Source organism: Pseudonocardia kongjuensis (assembly GCF_039526905.1).
In the GTDB taxonomy this organism is placed as follows: domain Bacteria; phylum Actinomycetota; class Actinomycetes; order Mycobacteriales; family Pseudonocardiaceae; genus Pseudonocardia; species Pseudonocardia kongjuensis.
This window is the reverse complement of record NZ_BAAAJK010000005.1, coordinates 1-8,439: the sequence shown is the minus strand read 5'-3', so window position 1 is coordinate 8,439 and position 8,439 is coordinate 1. Positions and strand designations below refer to the sequence as shown.

8 protein-coding genes are annotated in these 8,439 nt (G+C 74.8%); 5 read left to right on the top strand and 3 right to left on the bottom strand.

The genetic code is table 11. The features are described from left to right. Positions 1-11: 11 nt before the first annotated feature. Positions 12-632, top strand: a complete 621-nt coding sequence (locus ABD160_RS06445) for a hypothetical protein (RefSeq protein ID WP_344019383.1) — start codon at positions 12-14, stop codon at positions 630-632. A 14-nt stretch (positions 633-646) separates the two neighbouring features. Continuing rightward, complete coding sequence (locus tag ABD160_RS06440) at positions 647-3,163, top strand: pyruvate, phosphate dikinase (RefSeq protein WP_344019381.1); 2,517 nt, start codon at positions 647-649, stop codon at positions 3,161-3,163. Between the two features lie 48 nt (positions 3,164-3,211). On the opposite strand, the gene ABD160_RS06435 is transcribed toward ABD160_RS06440, so the two are convergent. From ABD160_RS06435 to ABD160_RS06425, 3 genes are read right to left on the bottom strand one after another with little or no spacing between them, the layout of a single operon-like run. After that, complete coding sequence (locus ABD160_RS06435) at positions 3,212-3,940, bottom strand: tyrosine-protein phosphatase (RefSeq protein ID WP_344019379.1); 729 nt, start codon at positions 3,938-3,940, stop codon at positions 3,212-3,214. Next, complete coding sequence (locus tag ABD160_RS06430; protein ID WP_344019377.1) at positions 3,937-4,920, bottom strand: HAD family hydrolase; 984 nt, start codon at positions 4,918-4,920, stop codon at positions 3,937-3,939. The genes ABD160_RS06435 and ABD160_RS06430 overlap by 4 nt, the downstream gene beginning before the upstream one ends. A 7-nt stretch (positions 4,921-4,927) precedes the next feature. After that, positions 4,928-5,926, bottom strand: coding sequence for a DUF7064 domain-containing protein (locus ABD160_RS06425; protein ID WP_344019375.1), 999 nt, complete (start codon positions 5,924-5,926; stop codon positions 4,928-4,930). Positions 5,927-6,161: 235 nt separating this feature from the next. Between ABD160_RS06425 and ABD160_RS06420 the strand changes: the two genes are divergently transcribed. From ABD160_RS06420 to ABD160_RS06410, 3 genes are all read left to right on the top strand, one after another. Beyond that, on the top strand, positions 6,162-6,455 hold the full coding sequence (locus ABD160_RS06420; protein WP_344019373.1) for a EutN/CcmL family microcompartment protein: 294 nt from the start codon (positions 6,162-6,164) through the stop codon (positions 6,453-6,455). Positions 6,456-6,479: 24 nt separating this feature from the next. Then, positions 6,480-6,803: a BMC domain-containing protein gene (locus ABD160_RS06415; protein ID WP_344019371.1), complete on the top strand. Its 324-nt coding sequence runs from the start codon at positions 6,480-6,482 to the stop codon at positions 6,801-6,803. A gap of 97 nt (positions 6,804-6,900) precedes the next feature. After that, positions 6,901-8,307 carry an aldehyde dehydrogenase family protein gene (locus ABD160_RS06410; protein WP_344019369.1) on the top strand — a complete coding sequence of 469 codons (1,407 nt, stop codon included), beginning with the start codon at positions 6,901-6,903 and terminating at the stop codon, positions 8,305-8,307. The last annotated feature ends 132 nt before the right edge of the window (positions 8,308-8,439 follow it).

Genomic DNA, 8,439 nt, shown 5'->3' with positions numbered 1-8,439 from the left:
AAGGGAGCCCCATGACCGCAGTCGTGCTGGACAAGACCGACTACGACGTGCTCGACGTCGTCGCGCTGAAGAAGATGGCGACCACCCAGGTCGTCGCGACCGCCTCCGGGGTCGCCCCGGACCGGGTCGACGCGGTGCTGGAGCGGCTGACCGGCCTGGGCCTGGTCGTCGTCGCGGGCGGATCGGTCCTGCCCACCGACGACGCCGAGCCGGCGCTCACCGCCGCCGCGGCCCGGTTCTACGCCGGGGTGCGCTCCGACGCCGACGTGCTGGCGCTCGTCGAGCGGTTCGAGACGACCAACGCCCGGTTCCTGACGACGATGTCGTCCTGGCAGCAGATCGACGTCGGCGGGCGGAAGGTCACCAACGACCACTCCGACCCGGACTACGACGACAAGGTCGTCGCCCGGCTGGAGAAGCTCGTCGCCCGGCTGACCCCGCTGCTCGACGCGCTCGCCGGGCACGACGCCCGGTTCGCCCGCTACCCGGAGCGGTTCGCCGCCGCACTCGGGTCGATCGACCGCGGGCAGCACGAGTTCGTGTCGTCGCCGACGATCGACTCCGTGCACAACATCTGGTTCGAGTTCCACGAGGACCTGCTGCGGACGCTGGGCCGGGAGCGGGCGGAGTGACCGGGCCGGGCACCGTGACCGCATCCGCGGGTCTCACCCGCACCGTCGCCGAGGCGGACCCGGCCGACGTCGACTGGCTCGGCGGCAAGGGCAGCGGACTGGCCCGGATGAGCCAGCAGGGGCTGCGGGTCCCGCCGGGATACGTCATCGGCACCGCCGCCTGCCGGAGCTACCTGCGCGAGGGCGCGCTGCCCGACGGCCTGGCCGGGGAGATCACCACCCGGCTGGCGGAGCTGGAGCGGCGGACCGGGAAGACGTTCGGCGCGGGGCCGGTCCCGCTGCTGCTGTCGGTGCGCTCGGGCGCGCCGGTCTCGATGCCCGGGATGATGGACACGATCCTCAATCTCGGGCTCGACCGGGCCGCCGCCGTCGCGCTCGGCGCGGCCACCGGGGACAGCCGGTTCGTCGCCGACCTGACCGCCCGCTTCCACGCGATGTACGCCGAGACCGTGCTCGGCGCGCTCGATCCCGGGGAGGGCATCGACGAGATCGTCGCGCAGGTGCGCCCCGGCGACGACGCCGGCGAGGTCCACGACCGCATCTGGCGGGCCTGCGAGGAGGCGCTCGCCGCCTCCGACGGCGAGTCCGTCCCGGCCGATCCGCGCGCCCAGCTCTTCGGCGCGGTCGAGGCGGTCTTCCGGTCCTGGAACACCCGCCGGGCCCGCACCTACCGCGAGTTCCACGCGATCCCGCACGACCTGGGCACCGCCGTCGTCGTGCAGTCGATGGTGTTCGGGAACCTCTCCGACGACTCCGGCTCGGGCGTGGTGTTCACCCGGAACCCGGCCACCGGTGAACCGGGGCTGTTCGGCGAGTACCTGGCGCACAGCCAGGGTGAGGACGTCGTCGCCGGCACCCGGACGCCCGATCCGGTCGACCGCGCGCTCGCCCCGGGGCTGCTCGACGAGCTGCGCCGGACCTGCGCCGAGCTGGAACGCAGCCAGGGCGACGTGCTCGACATCGAGTTCACCGTCGAGCGGTCGGTCCTCTACTTCCTGCAGGTCCGCAGCGCCAAGCGGACCCCGGAGGCCGCGGTGCGGATCGCCGCCGACTTCCTCGCCGAGGGCGAGGTGGGCACCGCCGCGGCGCTGCGCCATCTCACCCCGGAGCACGTCCGGCAGGTGCAGCGGCCCGGGTTCGACACCGACGAGATCGATCGGGCCCGCGCCGCGGGCCGGGTGCTCACCACCGGCATCGGGGCCTGTCCGGGGCAGGTGAGCGGCGTGCTCGTGCTGGATCCCGACCGGGCGAAGGAGCGGGCCGACGCGGGGGAGGACGTGATCCTCGCCCGCGCCGTCACCAGCCCCGCCGACCTGCACGGCATGATCGCGGCCCGCGGCATCGTGACCGCGACCGGCGGCTCGACCAGCCACGCGGCCGTCGTCGCGCGGGCGCTCGGGACGGCCTGCGTGGTCGGCGCCGGGGCGATCGTCGTCGACGGTGCGGCCCGCACCCTGACGATCGACGGCCGGACCGTCGCCGAGGGCGACGAGGTCTCGCTGGACGGCGCCGGCGGCGAGCTCCTGCTCGGCCGGATCAGCACCGCGACGCCGGCCGTCGCCACCGGCGCGCTCGGTTCGGTGCTCGCGACGGCGGCCGAGTCGTCCGGCTGCGAGGTGCTGGTCCGGGTGACGCTGCCGGCCGACGTGCAGTACGCCCGGGAGGCCGGCGCGCACGGGCTGGTCACCGCGGTCGACGACGTCCTCGCGGCGACCGGGCACATCGACGGCCTGGTCCGCCGGCTGCTCGACGACGCCGAGATGGACGGCCCGTTCGACCGGGTCGCCGAGCTCGTCGAGCAGGAGTTCACCCCGCTGCTCGCCGCCGCCGGGGATCTCGAGGTCGGGGTCCGCGCGATCGATCTGGTCGCCGACGAGGCGCGCGAGATGCTGCAGCAGACCGCGGTCACCACCCGGCACCCGGAGCTGGCGATGCCGCTCGGCCGTCCGGCGCTGGTCCGCGCCCAGCTGCGGGGACTCGCCCGGGCCGCGGCCGCCGCGGGCCGCACCTCGGGGGTGCATCTGGCCCTGCGGCACGTCTGCGACCCGGCGGAGGCCGCGGCGCTGCGCGCGATCGCCGGCGAGGCCGCGCAGGAGTCCGGCGGCGGGTCCGGCGGCCCGGTCGCGGTCTCGGTCGGTGCCTACCTGACCAGCCCGCGGGCCGTCGCCGGCGCGTCACGGATCGCGGCCGCCGTCGACGTCGTGTGGGTGGAGGTCCGGGCGCTGCAGGCCGCCGTGTTCGGGATCCCGGCCCGCCAGCTGCTCACCGCCGAGCCGCTCGACGGGTACCTCCGCCGCGGCCTGCTCGCGGTGGACCCGCGGACCGAGCTCGACCAGGTGGTGCGGGGGCTGCTCGACGGCGTCGCGGGCGCGGTGCGGGACGGCCGGACCGTCGGGATGCGGCTGTCCGGTGAGGTCCCCGAGGAGGCCGCCGCGCAGCTGTTCGGTCTGGGGTTCCGGCGCTTCGCGGTGGACGCCGACGGGGCACGCCCGCTGGTGCTGGCGCTGGGCAAGGCGGCGCAGGCCGGATGAGCCCGGTGGCCGGGCCCGGGAGGTACCCGGGTCCGGCCCGCTCCTGCTTCAGCCGGTGGGCACCAGCAGCCCGTCGCGCAGCCGTTGCAGCTCCGCCGCTCCGATCCCGCGCCGCCCCGCCCAGCCGGCTGCGCCGCCGTGGTCCCGGTCGAGGGCCGTGAGGAACCCGCGGATCGTGTACTCCTGCGCCTGGTAGACCTCGGACGGGACGGTCCCCATGTGATCCCGGTAGCGCGGCCAGGTCCGGAACCGGTCCATGACGCGTGCCATGTTCGGCCCGGATCGCAGGTAGTCGGCGACGATGTCGTCGTCGTCCACGCCGAGCAGGCGCAGCGTCATCGCCGACACCAGGCCGGTCCGGTCCTTCCCGGCGGCGCAGTGCAGCAGGGTCGGGCGGCCCGCCATCGCGCACAGCACGCGCACGATCGTCGCCAGCGGCGACGCGGGCGACGACAGGTGTTCCCGGTAGAAGAACAGCGACTGCTCGCGGGCCGGCAGGTCGGAGACCGGCAGGTCGCGCAGCGGGGCGTTCAGGTAGCTGACCGGGCGGGCCGCGAGCGGGCCGCGGCCCTCCTCGACGGCCTCGGGGCCGATCCGCAGGTCGACGACGAGCTCCAGCGCCAGCACGTCGGTGAGGTGATCGACGTCGGCCGGGGTGAGCGCCTGCAGGGTGTCGCTGCGGAACAGCACGCCGGGCCGGACCCGCCGGTCCGGCCCGGCGTGCAGTCCGCCCAGGTCCCTGAAGTTGAACGCGCCCTCCAGTTCGTGCGCGCTCATCTGCGCATCACCCGCCGCACCGCGTCGAGCATCTCGTCCGGTGGGCCGGGCCGGGCCGCGGTCGGGCCAGGGGCCTCGGGTCCCGTGGCGGCACGGGTGCCGGCCGCGGTCCGCCGCCGGTCGCGGCGCACCCGTCCGGCGGCCGCCGGGTCGGGTTCCCCGGCGCAGCCGCACCCGCAGCCGCCGGTGGCGACCGGGCCCGGGTCCGCGGCGGTGCCGGCCTGAGCCCCGGCCGCCGGGATGGCGCAGGCTCCGCCCGGGGGCAGGGTCGCGGCGTCGCCGAGCAGGTGTGCGGTGAGTTCCTGCGGCCACAGCGCGACGAACTCGGCGCCGGCCGCGAGGAGCTCCTCGGCCGGGTGCATCCCCCAGGCGACCCCCACCGCGCGGATCCCGACCTCGACCGCGTCCCGGACGTCCCCGGCGGTGTCGGTGACCAGCACCGTGCTGGCGAGATCGGGGGCCTGGCGCAGGCCGCCCTCGTCGTAGTCGGCGGAGCAGCGGCGGCCGAAGGTGTTCGCCGAGTCGGCGAGGAAGGTCCGCACCGCGGCCCGCTTGTCCGGGATCACGTCGCCGCCGAACACGTGCGCGAAGCAGAACGCCAGGTCGTTGTCGGTCAGCACGCGGCGCATCACCTGCATCGCGTTCGACGACATCACCGCGAGCGTGCAGTGCCCCGCCAGCCGCCGCACCACGTCGCCGACGCCGGGCACCAGCGGCGGCGAGTACTCCGCGCGCAGCAGCGCCAGGAACGCCTCCTTGACCTCGGCGGCCTGCTCCTCGTCCCGGCAGAGCTTCGCGATCGAGTCGTAGACGTTGCCGCGGAACAGGTCGAAGTACTGCTCCGGGCCGTCGACGCCGAGCCCGAACCGGTCGTTGATCGTCGAGAACACCGTCCAGGACGCGATGCGGGTCTGGACCAGCGTGCCGTCGAGGTCGAAGAGCACCGCCTCGGCCCGGGGCGTCGCGGGGGGCGCGTTCATGCCGTGCTCACGAGCCGCCGTGCACCCGGTCGTAGATCGCACCGAGCTCGCCCATGCCGATGAAGTCCATGCACTCGCCGTACCCGGTCCGCCCGTCGAGCGTCCAGCGCAGCAGCGCGTTGTGCCCGACGACGCCCGGCTGGGACTGCCACGGGAACGACGTCAGCGCCTGCCCCTCGGCCTCCCACACCCGGTCCGCCGAGTCGGTGACGCTGATCGAGATCTGCTCCGGGTAGAGCCGGGACCGCTTGGTCAGGCCCGAGCCCGCCTTGAGGCCGCGCAGCTCGCCGTCGTGCAGGACGTAGCCGTGGGTGAGCCGCAGCGGCGACTCGCCGTCCGGCCCGTTCTCGGTGCTGAAGTCGAACAGCCCGTGCAGGGCCAGCTCCGGGCCGACGTGCGCGTGCAGCCAGCTCAGCCGCGAGGTCTGCCGTTCCGCCCGCACCCCCCAGCTGTGGTCCATCGTGGACACGCAGTCGATCGGCGTGGTCCGCCCGCGCAGCCGGATCTCGCCCTCGTAGTGCCCGGTCTGGTCGAAGTGCCCGGCGTAGGCGTGCCCCCAGGTCTTCGCCATGTCCCGGTCGGCGGCGAGCGGGTCCTGGTCCGGGTCGTTGATGTCGTACGGCTCGTGCAACGCCGTGTACCGGAACCGGATCTCCAGGTCGGCGGCCGGGTCCGAGTAGGACACGTCCCAGATCCGGTGCGGGTCGGTGGCGACGACCTTCAGCCCGTTCGCCAGCTCGTAGTCGAGCAGGTTCGACGGCTGCGGCACGACCAGGTGCTCCCAGGCGTCCCAGTACTCGGCCTCCCACGGCGCGGTGACCCGGCGGCTGTTCACCGAGACCGTCGACCCGACGACCCCGAGCGGCTCCCGGAACAGCCCGTACAGACCGATGTTGAGCGGCCGGTCGGTGTCCTGGCCGGCGTACAGGCCGAAGTAGTTGGTCTCGGCCCAGAGCGGGTCGTCGCTGGTCGGGGCGTGGAACTGTGCGTCCTCGGGGCGGATCACCGGTGAACCTCCTGGCGCGTGCGGGCCCGGCCGCCGGGCGACGGGGCTGTGCCTGACATCCAGCACGCTCCCGTGCGGACCCCCGCCCGGCCACAGCGCCGATGGACAACGACCGGCCGTGACGTTGTCCCGGACGGATAAGGCCCGCGGGAACGTGCCGGACCTACTGTCCCGGCCAGCGGTGGTCCGGCGCACGCCCGGCCACCACGTGTCTACCGACGGAGGTGGCCCGGGCATGCGGCTGGCCAAGGTGCTCGGGCAGGTCGTCTCGACGATCAAGGGCCCCGGGCTCGAGCGGTTCACGCTGCTGCTCGTGCAGGAGGCCGCCGCCGACGATCCCGAGCGGGACGGCGGCCCGACCCTGGTCGCCGTCGACACCGTCGGTGCGGGGGTCGGCGAGATCGTGCTGGTGGTGACCGGCGGGGCGGCCCGGGTGGCCGCCGGCGCGGACGTGCCCACCGACCTGGCCGTCGTCGGGATCGCGGACACCGTCGTCCGCTCCGGCACCGTCAGCTACCAGAAGACCTGAACCGAATCACACCAGGAGGACGCCATGGCTCCGACGACTGCGACCCCGGCCGCCCCCGCCCTGCGCGGCGCGCTGGGCCTGATCGAGACCAAGGGGCTGGTCGGTGCCATCGAGGCCGCCGACGCGATGGTGAAGGCCGCCAACGTGCAGGTGCTCGGGCACCGGGAGATCGGCGGCGGTCTGGTGACGGTGATGGTCCGGGGCGACGTCGGCGCCGTGAAGGCCGCGACCGACGCCGGCGCGGTCGCCGCGGAGAAGGCGGGCGAGGTGGTGTCGGTGCACGTCATCCCGCGGCCGCACGACGAGACCGAGGGCATCCTCGCCGTCCTGACCCGGCCCAAGGGCTGAGCCGCTCCCACCCCCGTCCGTCGCACCGCCCCGGCGTCCCGCCGGAGCGGCGGCCGGGCGTGCCCACGTCGACCACTGACGAACCCGAGGTGTGGAGATGACCGCAGCCACCGCCCCCGATCCACGGCTCGACGCCGACCTGGCCGGAATCGCCGACGTGCGGGCGAAGGTCCGCGCCGCCGCCGCGGCGTTCGCCGAGCTGGAGGGGACCGACCAGGAGACGCTCGACCGCTACGTGCGGGCGATGGCACTGGCCGGGACGAAGGCCGCCGAGGAGCTCGCCCGGCTCGCCGTCGACGAGACCGGGTACGGCGTCTACGAGCACAAGATCTACAAGAACCGCTACAACACCGGCTTCGTCGCGAAGTGGATGCTCGAGCGGCGGGCGGTCGGCGTGCTCTGGGTCGACGACGACGCCCGGGTCACCGCCGTCGGGTCCCCGATGGGGGTGCTCGCCGGGATCATCCCGGTCACCAACCCGACGTCGACGGCGCTGTTCAAGTCGCTGGCCGCGGTGAAGTCGGGCAACGCGATCGTGCACGCACCGCATCCGCGGGCGGCGCGCTGCACGCTGCGCGCCGTGCAGGTGATGGCCGAGGCCGCGGTCGCCGCCGGTGCGCCCGAGGGGCTGGTGTCCTGCCTGGAGAACCCGACCCTGCCGGCCACCCGCGAGCTGATGAGCCGCGACGAGATCGCCCTGGTGCTCGCCACCGGCGGCCCGGGGATGGTGCGGGCCGCGTACTCCAGCGGGAAGCCGACCATCGCGGTCGGTGCCGGGAACGTGCCCGCCTACGTCGGTGTCAGCGTGCCGGACCCGGCCGAGGCCGCCGAGATGATCATCACCTCGAAGTCCTTCGACAACGGGACGGCCTGCGTGGCCGAGCAGTCCGTGGTCGTCGTCGACGCGGTGGCGCCCGCGTTCCTCGCGGCCTTCGAGGAGCGCGGCGCCTACTGGATGAACCCGCCCCAGCAGGCCGCGCTGGCCCGGGTGCTGTTCGACGACCGAGGCGCGATGCGACCCGCCTCGGTCGGGCAGACCGCGGTCCGGCTGGCCGAGCTGTCCGGGTTCACCGTGCCGTCGTCGACCCGGGTGCTCGCCTGCCGGCTGGACACGGTCGGCGCGGACACCCCGCTGTCCCGGGAGATCCTCGGCCCGGTGCTGTCGGTGTACCAGGTGCCCGACGCCGCGGCCGGATGGCGGCGGTGCCGGGAGATCCTGGCGCTCGACGGCGAGGGGCACACCACCGCCGTGCACGCCGCCGATCCGGCCGAGATCGCCCCGTTCGGCGCGCTGCCGGCCGGCCGGATCGTGATCAACACTCCGGCGCTGTTCGGCGGGATGGGCTACTCGACCGAGGTCGACCCGTCGTTCCAGCTCGGTACCGGCACCTGGAGCGGTTCGATCTGCTCGGACAACGTCACCCCGCTGCACCTGATCAACATCAAGCGGATCGCGCACGAGGTGCGCCCGTGGCGGACCGTCTACGACCCGGTGGAGCTGTAGATGGCCGCCGCCACCACCACTGCCGGCACGACCGCGGTCGGCACCGCCCGGCGGCGGACGCCCCGGGGCTCGCGGGCCCGCCGCCCGGGGCCGGCGCCCGGCCCGCGGGTGCTGCTCGCCGCGGTGGTCGGG